A 17,506-nucleotide genomic window follows, 5' to 3' on the forward strand; every position below is an offset into this window, starting at 1 on the left:
GGATGTTCACGCTCCCCCACCACTCACCACGGGATTTGCCATTTGCCGCTGACCACACCGCGCTATTGCTGGTGGACATGCAGCGTGCCTGGCTCGAGCCGCAGTTCGACCCGCATCTCAATCAGCCGGAAGCCGACTATTTTCTGACCCGCGCCCGTGTGCAAGTGGTGCCCAATCAACGCCGGCTGCTCAGTGCTTTTCGCAATGCGCGACAAAACGTGCTGCATACGCTCATCGAAAGCCTCACCGCCGATGGGCGCGACCGTTCGCTGGACCACAAGCTCTCGGACATGCACCTGCCCAAGGGCAGCCCGCAAGCGCGAATCATCGATGATCTGACGCCGATCGAAAACGAAATCGTGCTGCCCAAGACTTCTTCCGGGGTCTTCAACTCCACCAACATCGACTATGTGCTGCGCAACCTGGGAACCCGACACCTGATCATCGCCGGCATCGTCACCGACCAATGCGTCGACATGGCCGTGCGCGATGCCGCCGACCGTGGTTACTTGGTGACGCTGGTCGAAGATGCCTGCGCTACCTACACCGAACAACGGCATCACGCCTGCCTGAACGCCATCAAAGGCTACTGCTGGATCACCGACACCCAGACCGTGCTCGGTCGTTTGCAGGAGATGCAGCCATGAGCGAACGCCTGTCGCCATTACCCATGACCACCATCGTCACCACCGACCTGATCGGCGTGACCCGCGGCCGTTCCTTTCCCACGGACGAACTCGAGGCCTATCAAGTGGCGGGCTGCGGCTGGGTGCCGGCCAACAGCGCCCTGACCCCGCAAGACATCATTGCCTCCAGCAATCCATGGGGCGCTTATGGCGACTTGCGGCTGATCCCCGACATGAGCAGCCGCGTGACCGTGAACAACGGCCCGGATGCCAATGCCCCGGCGCTGGACTTCATTCACGGCGACATTCGCGAAACCGATGGCCGCCTGTGGGGCGCCTGCCCGCGCACACTGCTGCGCAACGAGGTAGAGCGTTATCGCGGCGAATCGGGATTGCAGATCAACGCCGCGTTCGAACATGAATTCAACCTCGGCAGCGGCGCGGCTGAGCCTTTGGCGTTCTCTCTTGAGGCTCAGCGCCAGGGCGCCGAGTTCGGCGGCTGGTTGCTCAGTGCACTGCGTGCCGGCGGTGTGGAACCGGAGATGTTCCTGCCGGAATATGGCAAGCACCAATATGAAATCACCTGCCGCCCCGCCCTCGGCGTCGCCGCCGCCGACCGCGCGGTGAACGTGCGTGAGATCACCCGTGAAATCGCCCGGCAAATGGGCCTGGACCTGAGCTTCGCGCCCAAGACCTCTGCCCGGGCGGTGTGCAATGGCGTGCACTTGCACGTGAGCTTGCAGGATCTGGCCGGCCACCCGGTGATGTACGACGCCGACACCCGCAACGGTCTGTCGACCCTCGGCCAGCATTGGGCCGCCGGCGTTCTGCATTATTTGCCGGCGCTCTGCGCCTTTACCGCGCCGACACCGGTTTCCTACGAACGCTTGCAGCCCCATCACTGGAGCGCTTCCTACGCCTGCCTCGGCCAACGCAACCGCGAAGCGGCGCTGCGAATTTGCCCGACCGTGAGCCTGGGCGGCAAACCCGTGGCGGCGCAGTACAACCTGGAATTTCGCGCCATGGACGCCACCGCCTCGCCGCATCTGGCCATGGCCGCGTTGCTGATCGCCGGGCGTCTGGGCATCGAGCAGCGCCTGGCCCTGAATGCGATCACCGATGAAGTCCCCGATTCGCTGAACGAAGAGCAACGCCAGGCTCGCGGCATCGTCGCCCTGCCCGCGTCCCTGGCCCAGGCCCTGGAATGCCTGCGCAACAGCGAGGCGCTGATAGAAGCCCTGCCGAGCGCCTTGCTGGACACCTGGTTCGCCCTTAAAACCGAGGAACTGAAGCTGACGGAACAGCTCTCGTCCGCCGATCTGTGTGAGCACTATGCGCGCCTGTACTGAGTCTGCCGAGCTGGGGCTCTATACCCAGCCTGCGTACACCCTGAGCCGGGAAGCCTCCGAGCATCCGCTGATCCTGGTGTGTGAACACGCCAGTCGTTTTATCCCCGCCGGGTTGAATGACCTGGGCTTGAGCCATGAAGCCGCCCGCGAACACATCGCCTGGGACATCGGCGCCCTGGCGCTGGCCGAGGGCTTGTCCGAAGCACTGGGCGCTACCCTGTTGGCGGCCAACTATTCACGGCTGTTGATTGACCTCAATCGCCCGCGCCATGCGCCGGACAGCATTCCTGTGCAGAGCGAGATTTATCAGGTGCCGGGCAATCGGGTTCTGGACGAGGCCACCCGCGAGTATCGCCGGCACTGCCTGTTCACGCCGTTTCATGCACGCCTGCAAACCTTGATCGACGCCCGTGTGGCGCAAGGTCGACCGGTTCGCGTGGTGGGGATTCACAGTTTCACGCCGATATATCACGGCCAGCCACGCGTGCTGGAAGTCGGCGTGTTGTATGGACAGGCCGAGCAGTACGCCCAGCGAGTGATCGACGGGTTGCGTCGGCATCCCTTGAAAGTGGCGGGTAATCAGCCGTACAAAGTCGATCCGCTGAGCGACATGACCGTGCCGTTTCACGGCGATGCACGAGGGCTTGAGTCGGTGTTGATCGAGGTGCGCAACGACCTGCTGCGCACACCGGAAAACATCGGCCGCTGGACCGACTACCTGGCGCCGCTGCTGTAGAACAACAGCTTCACACTCGCAGCGTGCCGCTGCTTGCAAATCAAGGAGAAGGGCTTCATGGAAATAGAAGAATTCGGCTACAAGCAAGAGTTGAAACGTAGCCTGTCGCTGACGGACCTGGTGGTGTACGGGATGATCTTCATGATTCCCATCGCCCCGTTCGGCGTCTATGGTTACGTCAACGCCGAAGCCCCGGGGATGGTACCGCTGGCCTACATCATCGGCATGGTGGCGATGCTGTTCACTGCCCTCAGTTACGGCAGCATGGCCCGGGCCTTTCCGGTTGCGGGCTCGGTGTATTCCTACGCACAACGCGGCCTCAACCCGCATGTCGGCTTTATCGCCGGTTGGTTGATGCTGCTCGATTATTTGCTGATTCCGCCGCTGCTCTACGTCTACGCAGCGATGGCGCTGAATCATCTGTACCCGGATATCCCGAAAGTCGGCTTCATCCTGGCCTTTCTGGTCAGCGCGACATTCGTCAACCTGCGGGGCATTACCTTCACCGCACGAATGAACATCGTCTTTCTATTGGCGCAACTGGCGGTGCTGGGAATCTTCCTGTTCTACGCCTGGAATGCCCTGCACAGCGGCGGCGGTAACGGTCAACTGACCCTGGCGCCGCTGTACAACCCCGAGACCTTCAACTTCGCCTTGTTGATGCAAGCGGTGTCGATTGCCGTGCTGTCGTTCCTCGGTTTCGATGCGATTTCCACCCTCGCCGAAGAGATCAAGGGCGACCCGGGCCGTAGCGTCGGCAAGGCTGCGCTGATCACATTGCTGGTCATGGGCGTGATCTTTGTCGTGCAAACCTGGATTGCCACCGATCTGGCCGCCGGCCTGGGCTTCAAGAGCGCCGACACTGCGTTCTATGAAATCGCTGAAATCGCCGCCGGCAGCTGGCTGGCCACCCTGACCGCCGTGGCCACCGCCCTGGCTTGGGGCGTAGCCGTCGCGATCACCTCGCAAGCGGCGGTTTCGCGCCTGCTGTTCGGCATGGCCCGGGACGGCAAACTGCCGAAAGTGCTGGCCAAGGTGCACCCGAAACACAATACCCCGTACATGAGCATCTATCTGGTGGCGGTGCTGTCGTTGGTGATCTGCTACCTGTTCATCAACTCGGTGGACATCCTCACCTCCCTGGTGAACTTCGGCGCCCTGAGCGGTTTCATGTTGCTGCACCTGACCGTCATCAACTATTACTGGCGTCGGCAGCAGTCCGGCCAGGTGATCCGTCACCTGATCTGCCCGGTGATCGGCTTCAGCATCGTCGCGGCCATCATGTACAACATGGGCGTCGACGCACAAAAGCTCGGCCTGATCTGGATTGCCTTGGGGCTGGTGTATCTGTTCTTCCTCAACAAACTGGGAGCCAGCACGGCGCTGCCTGATCCGAGCACCGACCCAAGCAATGGCTGACAAGAAAAAGAGCAGCGTCTGACATTAAATCAGGCGACTGCCGATTTAACGCGTGGAAACCGACAGTGATAGTCAGGTTCGGTGCAAATCGCCGAACCCTTTGATACAGGAGTACATCCATGCTGGTCTTACGCCCAGTGGAGTTAACCGACCTGCCCCAGTTGCAGCAACTGGCGCGTGACAGCCTGGTGGGGGTCACATCCTTGCCGGACGATACCGAACGCCTGCGCGAGAAGATTCTCGACTCCTGCGCTTCGTTCGGCAAAGCCGTTCAGGTGCCAGGCCCGGAGAATTATTTCTTCGTGCTGGAAGATCTCGCGACCGGCCATCTGGTCGGCTGCTCGGAAATCCTCGCCACTGCGGGGTTCAACGAGCCGTTCTACAGTTTGCGCAATCGCCATTTCACCAGCGCCTCACGGGAACTGAACATCGAGCACGGGGTGCCGGCGCTGTCGTTGTGCCACGACCTCAGCGGTCACACCTTGCTGCGGGGTTTTCATATCGACGCGGCATGGGAACGCACGCGGTTTTCCGAATTGCTGTCCCGGGCGCGTTTGCTATTCATTGCTGCCCACAAGACGCGTTTTGCCGAAGCGGTGATCACCGAAATCGTTGGTTACAGCGACGAACAGGGCCAGTCACCGTTCTGGGATGCGCTGGGCAAGCATTTCTTCGACTTGCCGTACGTCGAGGCCGAGCGTCTGTGTGGTTTGCAGAGCCGAACGTTTCTCGCCGAACTGATGCCGCAGTACCCGATCTATGTACCTATGCTGCCGGCGGCGGCACAGGCCTGTATCGGCCGGATTCATCCTGACGGTCAAGAGGCCTTCGACATTCTTGAACGCGAAGGCTTCGAGACCAACAGCTACATCGACCTGTTCGACGCTGGCCCGACGTTGTACGCACGCACCTCGAACATCCGCTCCATTGCCCAGAGCCAGACCGGCACGGTGCATCCTGGCTCGGCCATCGATGCGCGCGGTAGTTCCCCGATGAGCAACTATCTGGTGAGCAACGACTCGTTGAAGGACTACCGCGCCATCGTTGCCGAGCTGGACTATCGCGCCGGGCAACCCGTGGCCTTGAACGCCGAGATGTGCGCGGCCCTGAAGGTGACCGACACCAGTGCTATCCGGTTGATCGCCCTGTGAGCCGCCACCGGCCCCGTGCCCAACGACAACGCCGGAACAGGCGCGAAGAAGGAGCTGCACCATGATTGTCCGCCCGGTTAAAGTCACCGACCTGCCCGCCCTGCTTAGTCTGGTGCAACGGGCCGGCCCCGGCTTCACCACCCTGCCGGCCAGTGAAGAGCGCCTGGCCCATCGTGTGCGCTGGGCCCAGCGCACCTTTGCCGAACAGGTGGAACGCGCGGACGCCGATTACCTGTTCGTGCTTGAAGACGACGATCAACAAGTGGTCGGCGTCAGCGCCCTGACAGGCGCCGTCGGCCTGCGCGAGCCCTGGTACAACTACCGGGTCGGCCTGACAGTCAGTTCATCGCCGGACCTGGGCATTGCGCGCCAGATCCCCACGTTGTTCCTGAACAACGAAATGACCGGCCAATCGGAAATCTGTTCGCTGTTTCTGCGCCACGATCAACGTCACGGCAGTAATGGTCGACTGCTTTCGCTGGGGCGCCTGCTGTTCGTCGCCGAATTTCCGCACCTGTTCGGCGACAAGCTTATCGCCGAACTGCGCGGCAGTGCTGACGAACAAGGTTGCTCTCCATTCTGGGACAGCCTGGGCCGGCACTTTTTCAAGATGGATTTCAGCCATGCCGATCACTTGTCGGGGCTGGGCAGCAAAGCACTCATCGCCGAACTGATGCCGCGCCAGCCACTCTACACTTGCCTGCTCACTGAAGAGGCCCAGGCGGTGATCGGCAAGCCGCACCCGAACACCGAACCTGCGCTGAAGATCCTCACCGCCGAGGGTTTTGCCCATAAGGGATACATCGACATCTTCGACGCCGGCCCGGTAGTCGAAGCCCCGGTATCGAGAATCCGCACGGTGCGGGACAGCCAACGATTGGAGCTGGCCATCGGCACGCCCGACGACCAGGCGCCGGTGTGGCTGATTCACAATCGCCGTCTGGAAAACTGCCGCATCACCACCGCCCAGGCGCGGCTGGTAGGCAACAGCCTGATCGTCGACCGGCTCACCGCCAAACGCCTGCAATTGCAACCCGGCAATTCGGTGCGTGCCGTGCCGCTGCATGACAAACAGCAGCGGGCAGTGGCGGCGTGATCGGGTAGGAGCTGGCGAAGCCTGCGTTCGGCTGCGTAGCAGTCGTAAAACCTGCCAGCTCGGTTTCCCGGACTGATCGCCATTAAAACTTCTTCTGCATGACTTTCGATCAGATGGCGAGCGGTTCGCACTCGAACGCAGCCTTCGGCGGCTGCTACAAGGGATCGCGTCGAGGCCAGGATTCGTTTCAATCCGGATGTATGCACGCTGCAGGATCTGCCGCTGGCTGCGATCTTTTGATCTTGTCTCCAGTGGTCGGCAAATTCGTCATCATTCTTGATTCGCTCTCGTGATAGCCTTTTGTTCTTTCGGCGTTGACACTTTTGCTCAAGCCCTTCCATTCCTTTGTATGGTGGAACTCATATGTCCAGGCTGTCACATCAAGATTTGCGCCGTAACATCCGCCAACTGTTCGCTTCCAACGCCTGCTATCACACCGCCTCGGTCTTCGACCCGATGTCGGCGCGCATTGCCGCTGACCTCGGTTTTGAAGTGGGGATTCTCGGCGGTTCGGTCGCGTCGCTGCAGGTGCTGGGCGCCCCCGATTTTGCATTGATTTCCCTGAGCGAGTTCGCCGAGCAGGCTACCCGTATCGGCCGCGTGGCCCAATTGCCGGTCATCGCCGACGCTGACCACGGCTATGGCAACGCGCTCAACGTCATGCGCACCATCGTCGAACTCGAACGCGCCGGCGTGGCCGCCCTGACCATTGAAGACACCTTGCTGCCCGCACAATTCGGCCGCAAATCCACTGATCTGATCGGGGTCGCGGAAGGCGTCGGCAAAATCCGCGCGGCTCTGGAAGCCCGGGTCGACCCGGAAATGGCGATCATTGCGCGAACCAATGCCGGAATCCTGCCGGTTCAGGAAATCATCAGTCGCACCCAGCAATACCAACAGGCGGGGGCGGACGGGATTTGCATGGTGGGCGTGCGGGACTTCGATCATCTCGAACAGATCGCCGAGCAGTTGAGCGTGCCGTTGATGCTTGTCACCTATGGCAACCCGCTGCTGCGCGACGACAATCGCCTGGCCGAACTGGGTGTGCGCGTCACCATCGACGGTCATGGCGCCTACTTCGCTGCGATCAAGGCGACTTATGACAGCCTGCGCGAACAACGCCAAATCTTCACCCAGGCATCGGATCTGAGCGCGACGGAACTGACGCATACCTACACCCAGCCTGAGGAATACATTCGTTGGGCGGAACAGTTCATGAGTGTCAAGGAATGAGTCCTCGCTGATTCCAGCGCCTGAAACGACTTGTGATTCGGCCGGTAGATGCAATATCACCGGCAGGGTTGCAAGAGAATACGGGCGAATGTTTATGATCTGTCTTGGCCAGGAAATACACACCTGAAAACAAACACCAACATTTAATAACAACTCCTCAGTTGATATTAAACATCGCCCTCTCTAATCTCACCGCCGTCAAACAACAAAAACATTTAACCCTGAAAGCAACTTACATACCGAGCGACTACTCGCCGCAATCACAACAACAAGGAAACATATATGAAAACCACCAATGACTGGCAACAGGCTCCTCTGTTACGCGCCGATGCCAAAGTTATTGCCACGCCGACAAAATCCAACCATGAAGCCAACTGTCCTGGTTGGGATGGGCTGCGCTTCAATATCGGTAACATTCACGAAATCAAGAAATTCTGGAGCGCACCCAAGCATTAACACCGTTTAGCGATTACCGGGTTGCAATTACTTCGCGTAAAAAAAACATCATTGCCGCGTCTCAAAGAAAACACCACGGCATGAACTGATGGAAACATATCCGCCGCCTTAATATTGGCAACCTTTACGTCATCACACGCTGCTGGCAGTTGAGCGTGATGCGCAAACCTGCTTGGCGGCACCGCCCCATCTGTTGGATAGACGTCAGCGGCCACGGCACTCAGCCTCTGACGTCTACTTACAACTAAACCGTTCAACAGCCTCATCATTACAAGCCATAAAAAACAAGGCGATGCTTCATGATAAAAACCTTGCTCGACGCTGATTTGACGCCTTCACAACTTATTAACCGCATCAAGACACTGAACATGAGTGCCGAAGTTAAAAAACTGGCCAACCAGTTACCTAAAAAAACAGCACGCACTTTTGAATCGTCTCAACAGGCGGAGATCCTGAGACGGACCAACACCCACACTGGAACACTGACATTACATTGCAATGAAGTTGGCAATATCAGCCTCAAGACGCCTGATAACGCACCTGCACCTGAACACCTCTATTCCGTACCCGGCAACAGTGTTTTATTTTCGATTAACGCTGCCTCATTTTCTCTTCAACTTTACAAACTCGAAGATGAACATCTGACGCGTGGAGAGTTGGTCATCGTCGATGCCGGCAACCCGTTGTTCATCGATGGCACGCAAACCCTGTTCGACAGTAATGTGGACGGCACCGGACACAGCGCATTTATCGGCAGTGTTAACTTTCCTGACAAGAGCGCTGACATTTACGTTTTTGATCGGGTGTCATTGCAAAAAATTGCCTGGTTCCCTCACGACGATAGCGCCGCCCGCTATCTGGTCAGCCTGGAGTTGCTGGAGGCCGCCCAGGATCCCGACGCCAGCAGAGTGGCCGAAGAACTGATCTATCACTATCACCCCGCCGTCGCATGGAAGGCGTTCCAGATAATTCATCTGCTAAATCCCGCTACAGCGCTGGGTTATGCGCCTCTTCTAAGAAACCTGCAAAACACTCGACTCAATGAACTACTGGATCAGCACGGGGGTGAGATTGCATGAAATTGGCCACCTTCGTTGAACGCATGGACACGTACGATCTCCATCGAGACACATCACACATCATCGCCGACCTGCGGGAACTCGCCACCCACAGAACATTGCTGAGCGAGCACCTTTACAACACCCTCCAACGAGACGGGTATAGCACCAAAAACAGTTTGTATAACGCCTACGCCTTTGTGCTGCACTACTCGGATGCCTATTCCGTGCGCCTCGGTTTCTGGGCTCCGGTGTCCAGCCAGGACGAAAGCGAAACCTTTATCTACAACTTGAACCACACCCACGATTTTGAGATTTACGCGGTGGGTTACAGCGGCGATGGCTACATCTCCATCAAGCGCAAGATCCTCGATCAGACGCCATTACGTGCCGGGATTCGTCCTTCTTTGGGCGACGAAACAACAATCAAACTCGCCCCAGGTGAAGTGATGCACATGCAACCTTATTACGAGGTGCATCGACAACTGCCACCTCGAAGCATGTCTTCTTCGCTAAGCCTGATTATTCATGCGCCGCTAACGACCAGTGCTCAGGCCTGGTGTTTTGACGAGGATTACTCGCCCACGTACCCCGGCATTGCAACGCAGGAGACCGCCTTTTACGAACACACGTTGTCATTGCTGGGGATGAAGTAGCCTGAACAGGAGATCGGCAAGGTGACGTCCCGGGGTTATACAGAATTGAGCAACGCCTTATGCGGTTTACCGTCGCTGTGGCAAATGACGCGGTTGCGGCCGGTGGTCTTGGCTTCGTAGAGCGCCTGGTCGGCGTCGTTGAGCCATAGGGTTGCATCGTCATGTGCCGGATTGAAGGCTGCCAGGCCGATGCTCAAACTGACCTTCAGCGGTGGGTTCTGCTCGTAACCCAGGGTGGCGAAACGATCACGCAGCGCATCCATTGCGACCGCAGCGCGGTCCAGCGGCAGGTCCGGCAGCAGCACACAGAATTCGTCGCCACCATAACGGCCGGCGACATCCGTTGCCCGCAGGTTCTGCTTGAGCATTTTGCTCAGCCGACGCAGGACGATGTCACCGGCGACGTGGCCGTAGGTGTCGTTGATGGTTTTGAAATGATCGATGTCGATCAGCGCAATCGCCCCGCCCTGCTGCTGGCGTTGGCAACGCTGAAACTCGATTTCCAGCTGATCTTTCCAGGCACCGTGATTCAGCAGGCCAGTCAAGCTGTCGGTGCGGCTCAGGGCCAGCAACTCGCGCTTGTGTCGGCCAAGGGTATGGGCCTGATGAAAGCAGACCCAGCCCAGGGACAGCGGATAAATCGACAGCAAAGGCAGGCAGGCGTACAGCTGAAACGGACTGGTCAGCGGGACAAACGCCGGCATGAACACCAACAGCCCGACGCCGATCCCGAGCAACTGCGCGACGGCACCCAGCAACAGAAAACGCACGCCGCCGATGGCCACGTTGTGCATCGCCATCATCGAAAGGGTCGCCGCGCTGGGCAGCGGATTGAACTGCATGGCGGCCACCCAGAAACCGCCAAGAAACGCGTCCACCAGGATATTGCGGTGTTCGGCACGAAAAGGAATTTCCGCCCGGCGCGCCCATTGATAGGCCACATGCGGCCAGAGCAGCCCGTTGAACAACATCATCCCCCAGACCCATGGCGCCGGGTCGAGTGGATACATTCCTGCGCCGACGCACAATAATCCCAGGGCCAGCCCCAGAATTCGCGACCCATAAAGCCTCCTGGCCAATGAAAGTCCCTTTCCTCCCTTTTTTTCCATAGAGGCCTCTGTACTGCTGAACGGAGCCTGACAACACACGGGTTTGAAAGTGTGTTTGAAGTCTATCAGGGCAACGGCAAATAGCCATCACCGGTTGGCGGTCTGAATAGCGTGGCCTCCCATGAGTTGAGTGCCCAATGTTTGGTCTATACATGAAGGGAAGGATCGATAAACAACCTACCCTGATCACAAGGAATAGCCTGATGCTTTTGTTGGTTGTCACTATCGCCGTCTTCGTGGCCTGGAGCTGGTTGAGCTACCCGGCCATCGGTTACTGGCTCTATGACTTGAACATGGCGCTGGAGGCCCGGCTGTACCGGTTGCACAAGATCGTCGTGCCAATCCCCGAAATGACAGTTTCGACCTGGCAAGGCGGCCCTTACGAAGCCTCCAGCAGCGTGCTGATGCTGCACGGCTATAGCGCCGACAAAAACATCTGGCTGCGCTTCGCCCGGCATTTTGTCGACGACTACCGGGTGATTATTCCTGATCTGGCGGGGCACGGCGAAACCGGCTTCAAGGCCGGCGGGGGTTATGACATTCCGGTCCAGGCTAAACGGTTGATCCAGTTGCTCGATATTTGCGGGGTCGAAAAGGTCCATGTGATCGGCAACTCCATGGGCGGCTACATCGCGGCGTGGCTGGCGGCCAATTACCCGGAGCGCATTGTTTCGCTGGCGCTGATCGACCCGGCCGGCGTCACGGCCCCCGAGCCCAGCGACATGGAGCGACACCTGGCTCGTGGGCACAATCCGTTTCTGATTCATTCCCGTGAAGAATTCCAGCATTTTTATGCCATGACCATGGTCTCGCCGCCATGGGTGCCGGGGATCGTGCTGGACGCTGTCGCCCAGCGTTATGAACAGCAGCGCGACGAGCTGGAAGAAATCTTCAGGGATTTCCACGCCAGCCCGCCGATGGAGCCCAAACTGCCTGACATCAAATGCCCGGCACTGCTGCTGTGGGGGCGCAAGGACCGCTTGATCGACGTCAGCAGCGTACCGGTCTGGAGCAAGGGCATCGCCGATCTGCAGGTGGAGATCTGGGACGGTGTCGGCCATATGCCGATGGTTGAACAACCGTCCAAGACCGCGCGGCTGTATCGGGAGTTTTTGGAGACACATCGCTCATGAGCTCTCCTCGAGCCTGCGAGGCTGCGAGGCTGCTGCTACGGGGATATTCGGCGGATAATTCGGGGTGATGTTCAGCGATTCATCTGAGGCGCGATCATGAACATTCTGTACGACGAACGCATCGACGGTGTTCTGCCCAATGTCGACAAGGCTGCGTTACTCAAAGCCTTGCAGCAGGAGGTGCCGGACCTGGACATTCTCTGGCGCGAAGAAGAACTCAAACCCTACGAATGTGACGGCCTCTCGGCCTATCGCACCACGCCGATGCTGGTCGCCCTGCCCCGGCAGCTGGAACAGGTGCAGGCGCTGCTCAGGCTGTGTCATGCCCGCAACGTGCCGGTGGTGGCACGCGGGGCTGGCACCGGGTTGTCCGGCGGGGCGCTGCCGTTGGACAAAGGCGTGCTACTGGTGATGGTACGGTTCAACAATATCCTGCACATCGACCCTGCCGCCCGCACCGCACGGGTCCAGCCAGGGGTGCGTAATCTGGCGATTTCCCAGGCAGCGGCGCCCTTCGGTCTGTATTACGCGCCAGACCCGTCCTCGCAAATCGCCTGCTCCATCGGCGGTAATGTCGCGGAAAACGCCGGTGGCGTGCACTGCCTCAAATACGGCCTGACCGTACACAACCTGCTAAAACTCGAAGTACTTACCCTCGAAGGCGAGCACTTGACCCTCGGTGCCGACTCGCTGGACGCGCCAGGCTTCGATTTGCTGGCCCTGTTCACCGGCTCCGAAGGCTTGCTGGGGATCATCACCGAAGTCACGGTCAAACTGCTGCCCAAACCCCAGGTCGCCAAAGTCCTGCTGGCCAGTTTCGATTCCGTGGAAAAAGCCGGTCGCGCAGTGGCCGAAATCATCGCCGCTGGAATCATCCCGGGAGGCCTGGAGATGATGGACAATCTGGCGATCCGTGCCGCCGAGGATTTCATTCACGCCGGTTATCCAGTGGACGCCGAAGCGATCCTGCTGTGCGAACTGGACGGCGTCGAAGCCGATGTCCATGACGATTGCGAGCGGGTCCGCCAGGTGCTGCAACAGGCCGGTGCCAGCGACGTGCGCCAGGCTCGGGACGAAGCCGAACGCGTACGGTTCTGGGCCGGACGCAAAAACGCTTTCCCGGCGATTGGCCGTCTCTCGCCGGATTACTACTGCATGGACGGCACCATCCCCCGTCGCGAATTGCCCGGCGTGCTCAAGGGCATCGCCAGCCTGGCGAAAGAATATGGCTTGCGCGTGGCCAATGTTTTCCACGCCGGCGACGGCAACATGCACCCGCTGATCCTGTTCGATGCCAACCAGCCCGGTGAACTGGAGCGGGCCGAAACCCTCGGCGGCAAGATCCTCGAACTCTGCGTGAAAGTCGGTGGCAGCATCACCGGCGAACACGGCGTCGGCCGGGAGAAAATCAATCAGATGTGTGCACAATTCAATAGCGACGAATTGACCTTGTTTCATGCAGTTAAAGCCGCGTTCGACCCAAAGGGCCTGCTCAACCCCGGCAAAAACATCCCGACCCTGCACCGCTGCGCGGAATTCGGCGCGATGCACATCCACGCCGGGCAATTGCCGTTCCCTGAACTGGAACGTTTCTGATGCCGGACGTCGATGCCAGTGGAGCCCTGCTGGAGCAAGTCAAACAGGCGCGGGAGAACGCCACGCCGCTACGCATTCAGGGCGGTAACACCAAGGCGTTTCTTGGCCGGGAGGTGGCCGGAGAAATACTCGACACCCGCGTCCATCGCGGCATCGTCAGTTACGACCCGACGGAGCTGGTGATCAGCGTTCGCGCCGGCACGCCGCTGAGCGAATTGTTTGCCGCACTGGATGCAGCGGGGCAAATGCTGCCCTGCGAGCCGCCGTCGTTCGGCGAAGGTGCCACCGTCGGCGGGATGATCGCGGCGGGGTTGTCCGGGCCGCGGCGCCCGTGGTCTGGCTCAGTGCGCGATTTTGTCCTCGGTACGCGGGTGATCAGCGGCCTCGGCACCCACCTGCGTTTCGGCGGCGAAGTGATGAAAAACGTCGCCGGCTACGACCTCTCGCGCCTGATGGTGGGCAGTTACGGCTGCCTCGGGGTGCTGACCGAAGTCTCGCTCAAAGTGCTACCCAAACCCCGGCAATGCTTGAGCATCAGCCTGGACATCGACTGCGCCCGCGCTTTGGACAATCTGGCGCAATGGGGCCAGCAACCACTGCCCATCAGCGCCGCCTGCCACGACGGTCAGCGTCTGTTTCTGCGGCTCGAAGGCGGCGAAGGTTCGGTCACGGCCGCGCATCAACGGCTCGGCGGCGAACCGTTGGACTCCGGTTTTTGGGCTGACCTGAACGAACAACGACTAGACTTTTTCAATGAGGGCCTGCCGCTGTGGCGCTTGTCATTGCCCAACAACCTTGGGCCTCTGAATTTGCCTGGCGAGCAACTGATCGACTGGGGCGGCGCACAACGCTGGTTGAAATCTGCAGCCGACAACATTCAATCACTGGCGAGTGAACTCGCAGGACACGCCACCTGTTTCAGCCACGGCGTCAGCGAAACGCCATTCCAGCCGCTGGCCCCGGCACTGCTGCGCTATCACCGACAACTCAAGGCGCAACTGGACCCGCAAGGGCTGTTCAACCCTGGGCGAATGTACGCGGAGCTTTAGGGGACGTTTTCAATGCAAACCAACCTCAGCGAACAGTCTCGGCAACTGCCCCGCGCCGAAGAAGCGGACAAGATTCTGCGCACTTGTGTGCATTGCGGGTTCTGCAACGCCACGTGCCCGACTTACCAACTGCTGGGCGACGAACTGGACGGGCCGCGCGGGCGCATCTATCTGATCAAGCAAGTGCTCGAAGGCGCCCCCGCCACGGCCAAAGCGCAGTTGCATCTGGATCGCTGCCTGACGTGCCGCAATTGCGAAACCACCTGCCCGTCCGGGGTGGATTATCACAACTTGCTGGACATCGGCCGCGCCGTGATCGATCAAGCGGTGCCACGCCCAGCCAGTCAGCGGTTGTTGCGTCAGGGATTGCGGGCACTGGCGCCGAATCCGAACCTGTTCAAAACCCTGCTGCAGATTGGCGCGACGTTTCGCCCGTTACTGCCACGGGGCATAGAGGCAAAATTGCCCCACGACCTCCCCGCCGCAGGCAAGCGCCCTGCCCCTCGGCATGCTCGCCGGGTACTGATGCTCGAAGGCTGCGTGCAGCCTGGTCTTTCGCCGAACACCAATGCCGCGGCCGCGCGGGTGCTGGACCGGCTGGGAATCAGTGTGATCCCGGCACCCGATGCCGGCTGTTGCGGCGCACTGGACTATCACCTCGACGCCCAAGCCACGGGCCTGGACCGCGCCCGACGCAACATCGACGCCTGGTGGCCGCACCTGGAAAACGGCGCCGAAGCCATCGTGCAAACCGCCAGCGGCTGCGGCGCATTCATCAAGGATTACGGGCATTTGCTGGAACGCGATCCGATCTATGCGGCCAGAGCCCGACGGGTCAGCGAACTGGCCCTGGACCTGGTGCAAGTGCTGGCCGCTGAACCTTTGGAACGGGTCTGCACCGCCACTGACCAGCGCGTCGCCTTCCACTGCCCCTGCACCTTGCAGCACGCTCAAAAACTCGGTGGTGCGGTAGAAGCCGTGCTGACCCGATTGGGTTTCAATCTCACGGCAGTGCCCGACAGTCATTTGTGTTGCGGCTCGGCGGGCACCTATTCGATCACCCAACCGGAACTGGCGCGGCAACTGCGCGACAACAAGCTCAACGCTCTGGAAAGCGGCCACCCCGACGTCATCGCCACCGCCAACATCGGCTGTCAGAACCACCTCAACAGCGCCGGACGAACGCCGGTCAGGCACTGGATCGAACTGGTCGACCCAGTATTACGTTAAACGAATGGGGCAGTGTTGCAAGAACAGTCCTTGGCAGAATGAAGTTCGTCAGAAACTTCGTTTGTCGGCGCCGCCGAAGGCTGCGATCTTTTCCCGCATCCTCACACACCGCGCCAGGAATTCTTTTTCATGAGCCATCCGAACTTCGTCAGCCCTGACCTGATCCGCCAACGCTTCTCCAAAGCGATGTCCGACATGTACCGCGAAGAAGTGCCGCTGTATGGCGCGCTGATGGAACTGGTGGAACAGACCAACCGCCACGTGCTGGACAGCGACCCGCAGATCGCCCGACAGCTGCACAGCACCGGCGAAATCCAGCGTTTGGACCTGGAACGCCACGGCGCGATCCGGGTGGGCACCGCCGCCGAACTGGCGACCCTCGCCCGCCTGTTTGCGGTAATGGGCATGCAGCCGGTGGGGTATTACGATCTGACCCCCGCCGGTGTTCCGGTGCATTCCACTGCGTTCCGCGCCGTGCATGAAGCCGCGTTGCAGGTCAGTCCATTCCGGGTGTTTACCTCGCTGCTGCGCCTGGAGCTGATCGAAGACGCCCAACTGCAAGCCTTTGCCCAGTCGGTGCTGGACAAGCGCTCGATCTTCACTCCGGCGGCATTGGCCCTTATTGAACGTGCTGAAACCCGGGGCGGCCTGAGCGAAGACGAGGCGCAGGATTTTGTCGCACAAGCCCTGGAAACCTTCCGCTGGCACCACAGCGCCACGGTCACCGCCGAGCAATATCAGCAACTGAGCGCCCAGCACCGGCTGATCGCCGACGTGGTGGCCTTCAAAGGCCCACACATTAACCATCTGACGCCACGCACCCTGGACATCGACATCGTCCAGGCGCAAATGCCCGCCCATGGCATCACTCCCAAAGCGGTGATCGAAGGCCCGCCTCGCCGGAAGTGCCCGATCCTGCTGCGTCAAACCAGCTTCAAGGCGCTGGACGAACCCGTCACCTTCACCGATCAAGCCCAGACCCGCGGCAGCCATAGCGCCCGTTTCGGTGAAATCGAGCAACGCGGCGCGGCGCTCACCCCCAAAGGCCGGGCGCTTTACGACCGCTTGCTTAACGCTGCCCGAGATGAACTCAAGGACTTCCCCAACGAAGCCAATGCTGCACGCTACAACGCACTCATGACGCAGCACTTTGCCGAATTCCCCGACACGGTCGAGGCTATGCGCCGACAGGAACTGGCGTACTTTCGCTACTTAGTGACGGAAAAAGGCTTGGCGGCGAAGGGGCTGAAGGGGCTGAAGGGTTTATCGCTGGAGGATTTGCTTCGCGAAGGCTATGTGCGGGTTGAACCGCTGGTGTATGAAGACTTCTTGCCGGTCAGCGCGGCGGGGATTTTTCAGTCGAACCTGGGGGACGCGGCGCAAACCCTCTATGGCGTGCATTCGAACCAGCAAGCGTTCGAAAAGGCCTTGGGAAGATCGACGATTGATGAGTTGGGGCTGTATGCCGAGACGCAGCGGCGGTCGATTGGGGAGTGTTTTGCAGCACTGGGTTTGAACGTTTCCGAATAGGCGTGATGGCTGCAAAAAAGATCGCAGGCTTCGCCAGCTCCTACGGGTCGAGGGCACCCATTGCATTGCGGTTGCACGC

The 17,506-nt window shown here is 59.9% G+C and carries 16 protein-coding genes; 15 read left to right on the forward strand and 1 reads right to left on the reverse strand.

Features of this window, described 5'->3' with window-relative positions; translation table 11 throughout:
• Positions 1-2 precede the first annotated feature (2 nt).
• From FHW68_RS01995 to FHW68_RS02040, 10 genes are all read left to right on the forward strand, one after another.
• Positions 3-647, forward strand: coding sequence for an isochorismatase family cysteine hydrolase (locus tag FHW68_RS01995; protein WP_095635196.1), 645 nt, complete (start codon positions 3-5; stop codon positions 645-647).
• The gene (locus FHW68_RS02000) at positions 644-1,975 is read left to right on the forward strand and encodes a glutamine synthetase family protein (RefSeq protein WP_183678429.1); all 1,332 of its coding nucleotides are present in this window, start codon (positions 644-646) and stop codon (positions 1,973-1,975) included. Before FHW68_RS01995 ends, FHW68_RS02000 begins: the two co-directional genes overlap by 4 nt.
• Positions 1,959-2,711, forward strand: a complete 753-nt coding sequence (locus tag FHW68_RS02005; RefSeq protein ID WP_095635198.1) for an N-formylglutamate amidohydrolase — start codon at positions 1,959-1,961, stop codon at positions 2,709-2,711. The genes FHW68_RS02000 and FHW68_RS02005 overlap by 17 nt, the downstream gene beginning before the upstream one ends.
• Positions 2,712-2,768: 57 nt before the next feature.
• Positions 2,769-4,130, forward strand: a complete 1,362-nt coding sequence (locus FHW68_RS02010) for an APC family permease (RefSeq protein ID WP_183678431.1) — start codon at positions 2,769-2,771, stop codon at positions 4,128-4,130.
• A 119-nt stretch (positions 4,131-4,249) separates the two neighbouring features.
• Complete coding sequence (locus tag FHW68_RS02015; RefSeq protein WP_183678433.1) at positions 4,250-5,281, forward strand: arginine N-succinyltransferase; 1,032 nt, start codon at positions 4,250-4,252, stop codon at positions 5,279-5,281.
• A 61-nt stretch (positions 5,282-5,342) separates the two neighbouring features.
• Entirely contained in the window at positions 5,343-6,377 is a 1,035-nt protein-coding gene (gene astA, locus FHW68_RS02020; RefSeq protein WP_095635201.1) for an arginine N-succinyltransferase, read from the forward strand.
• Between the two features lie 363 nt (positions 6,378-6,740).
• Entirely contained in the window at positions 6,741-7,610 is an 870-nt protein-coding gene (locus FHW68_RS02025; protein WP_183678435.1) for an oxaloacetate decarboxylase, read from the forward strand.
• A gap of 282 nt (positions 7,611-7,892) precedes the next feature.
• Positions 7,893-8,066 (forward strand): hypothetical protein, encoded by a 174-nt coding sequence (locus tag FHW68_RS02030; protein ID WP_183678437.1) that lies wholly within the window; start codon positions 7,893-7,895, stop codon positions 8,064-8,066.
• A 299-nt stretch (positions 8,067-8,365) separates the two neighbouring features.
• Complete coding sequence (locus tag FHW68_RS02035) at positions 8,366-9,145, forward strand: hypothetical protein (protein WP_183678439.1); 780 nt, start codon at positions 8,366-8,368, stop codon at positions 9,143-9,145.
• On the forward strand, positions 9,142-9,780 hold the full coding sequence (locus FHW68_RS02040; RefSeq protein WP_183678442.1) for a transposase: 639 nt from the start codon (positions 9,142-9,144) through the stop codon (positions 9,778-9,780). The genes FHW68_RS02035 and FHW68_RS02040 overlap by 4 nt, the downstream gene beginning before the upstream one ends.
• A gap of 35 nt (positions 9,781-9,815) precedes the next feature.
• On the opposite strand, the gene FHW68_RS02045 is transcribed toward FHW68_RS02040, so the two are convergent.
• Positions 9,816-10,889 (reverse strand): diguanylate cyclase, encoded by a 1,074-nt coding sequence (locus FHW68_RS02045; protein ID WP_183678444.1) that lies wholly within the window; start codon positions 10,887-10,889, stop codon positions 9,816-9,818.
• Positions 10,890-11,092: 203 nt separating this feature from the next.
• Here FHW68_RS02045 and FHW68_RS02050 point away from each other — a divergent pair, with 203 nt between their 5' ends.
• The 5 genes from FHW68_RS02050 to FHW68_RS02070 all read left to right on the forward strand — a co-directional run bounded on the left by FHW68_RS02050 (position 11,093) and on the right by FHW68_RS02070 (position 17,427).
• Positions 11,093-12,022: an alpha/beta fold hydrolase gene (locus FHW68_RS02050; RefSeq protein ID WP_095635206.1), complete on the forward strand. Its 930-nt coding sequence runs from the start codon at positions 11,093-11,095 to the stop codon at positions 12,020-12,022.
• A 96-nt stretch (positions 12,023-12,118) separates the two neighbouring features.
• On the forward strand, positions 12,119-13,618 hold the full coding sequence (glcD, locus tag FHW68_RS02055; RefSeq protein WP_095635207.1) for a glycolate oxidase subunit GlcD: 1,500 nt from the start codon (positions 12,119-12,121) through the stop codon (positions 13,616-13,618).
• Positions 13,618-14,667: a glycolate oxidase subunit GlcE gene (glcE, locus tag FHW68_RS02060; protein ID WP_183678446.1), complete on the forward strand. Its 1,050-nt coding sequence runs from the start codon at positions 13,618-13,620 to the stop codon at positions 14,665-14,667. The genes glcD and glcE overlap by 1 nt, the downstream gene beginning before the upstream one ends.
• Before the next feature lie 12 nt (positions 14,668-14,679).
• Positions 14,680-15,897: a glycolate oxidase subunit GlcF gene (glcF, locus tag FHW68_RS02065; protein WP_183678449.1), complete on the forward strand. Its 1,218-nt coding sequence runs from the start codon at positions 14,680-14,682 to the stop codon at positions 15,895-15,897.
• Positions 15,898-16,026: 129 nt separating this feature from the next.
• The gene (locus tag FHW68_RS02070; RefSeq protein WP_183678451.1) at positions 16,027-17,427 is read left to right on the forward strand and encodes a VOC family protein; all 1,401 of its coding nucleotides are present in this window, start codon (positions 16,027-16,029) and stop codon (positions 17,425-17,427) included.
• The last annotated feature ends 79 nt before the right edge of the window (positions 17,428-17,506 follow it).

Source organism: Pseudomonas sp. Tn43 (assembly GCF_014192635.1).
Lineage (GTDB): Bacteria > Pseudomonadota > Gammaproteobacteria > Pseudomonadales > Pseudomonadaceae > Aquipseudomonas.

What these genes read in the sequence shown, in the direction of transcription:
- FHW68_RS01995 (WP_095635196.1), top strand. Translation starts at nt 3, where the DNA reads ATGTTCACGCTCCCCCACCACTCACCACGGGATTTGCCATTTGCCGCT.
- FHW68_RS02010 (WP_183678431.1), top strand. Translation starts at nt 2,769, where the DNA reads ATGGAAATAGAAGAATTCGGCTACAAGCAAGAGTTGAAACGTAGCCTG.
- FHW68_RS02030 (WP_183678437.1), top strand. Translation starts at nt 7,893, where the DNA reads ATGAAAACCACCAATGACTGGCAACAGGCTCCTCTGTTACGCGCCGAT.
- astA (WP_095635201.1), top strand. Translation starts at nt 5,343, where the DNA reads ATGATTGTCCGCCCGGTTAAAGTCACCGACCTGCCCGCCCTGCTTAGT.
- glcD (WP_095635207.1), top strand. Translation starts at nt 12,119, where the DNA reads ATGAACATTCTGTACGACGAACGCATCGACGGTGTTCTGCCCAATGTC.
- FHW68_RS02035 (WP_183678439.1), top strand. Translation starts at nt 8,366, where the DNA reads ATGATAAAAACCTTGCTCGACGCTGATTTGACGCCTTCACAACTTATT.
- FHW68_RS02005 (WP_095635198.1), top strand. Translation starts at nt 1,959, where the DNA reads ATGCGCGCCTGTACTGAGTCTGCCGAGCTGGGGCTCTATACCCAGCCT.
- glcF (WP_183678449.1), top strand. Translation starts at nt 14,680, where the DNA reads ATGCAAACCAACCTCAGCGAACAGTCTCGGCAACTGCCCCGCGCCGAA.
- FHW68_RS02015 (WP_183678433.1), top strand. Translation starts at nt 4,250, where the DNA reads ATGCTGGTCTTACGCCCAGTGGAGTTAACCGACCTGCCCCAGTTGCAG.
- FHW68_RS02070 (WP_183678451.1), top strand. Translation starts at nt 16,027, where the DNA reads ATGAGCCATCCGAACTTCGTCAGCCCTGACCTGATCCGCCAACGCTTC.
- FHW68_RS02050 (WP_095635206.1), top strand. Translation starts at nt 11,093, where the DNA reads ATGCTTTTGTTGGTTGTCACTATCGCCGTCTTCGTGGCCTGGAGCTGG.
- FHW68_RS02045 (WP_183678444.1), bottom strand. Translation starts at nt 10,889, where the DNA reads ATGGAAAAAAAGGGAGGAAAGGGACTTTCATTGGCCAGGAGGCTTTAT.
- FHW68_RS02025 (WP_183678435.1), top strand. Translation starts at nt 6,741, where the DNA reads ATGTCCAGGCTGTCACATCAAGATTTGCGCCGTAACATCCGCCAACTG.
- FHW68_RS02000 (WP_183678429.1), top strand. Translation starts at nt 644, where the DNA reads ATGAGCGAACGCCTGTCGCCATTACCCATGACCACCATCGTCACCACC.
- glcE (WP_183678446.1), top strand. Translation starts at nt 13,618, where the DNA reads ATGCCGGACGTCGATGCCAGTGGAGCCCTGCTGGAGCAAGTCAAACAG.
- FHW68_RS02040 (WP_183678442.1), top strand. Translation starts at nt 9,142, where the DNA reads ATGAAATTGGCCACCTTCGTTGAACGCATGGACACGTACGATCTCCAT.